The following is a 260-nucleotide window of genomic DNA, read 5'->3' on the forward strand; positions in this document are numbered from 1 at the left end:
CATCCCGGCGGGCCAGTGGGTCGGGCTGGAGTTCACCAACTCCGATGCGGTCAATCCGCGCACCATCACCATCCCGAGCAGCTTCTCGATGCTGCGCCAGGCGGCCATCACGTCCTTCGTGATCCCGGCCGGCGGGGTGGTGCACCTGGTGTGGCGCGGCACCGGCGCCACGCCGCGCCTGTACGGCGAGACGCCGCCCGATGGCTTCCTGGCCGAGCAGACGGTGGCCAGCGCGGCGACCACCGACCTCGGCGCGGCCT

The 260-nt window shown here is 72.7% G+C and carries 1 protein-coding gene; it reads left to right on the forward strand.

Translation table 11 applies throughout. From position 1 onward, the window contains the following. A partial coding sequence (locus tag ACS2QP_RS28020; RefSeq protein WP_438883104.1) for a hypothetical protein occupies positions 1-260 on the forward strand: 260 nt, incomplete at both ends.

This window comes from Bacillus cereus group sp. Bce019 (genome assembly GCF_051781745.1).
Lineage (GTDB): Bacteria > Bacillota > Bacilli > Bacillales > Bacillaceae_G > Bacillus_A > Bacillus_A cereus.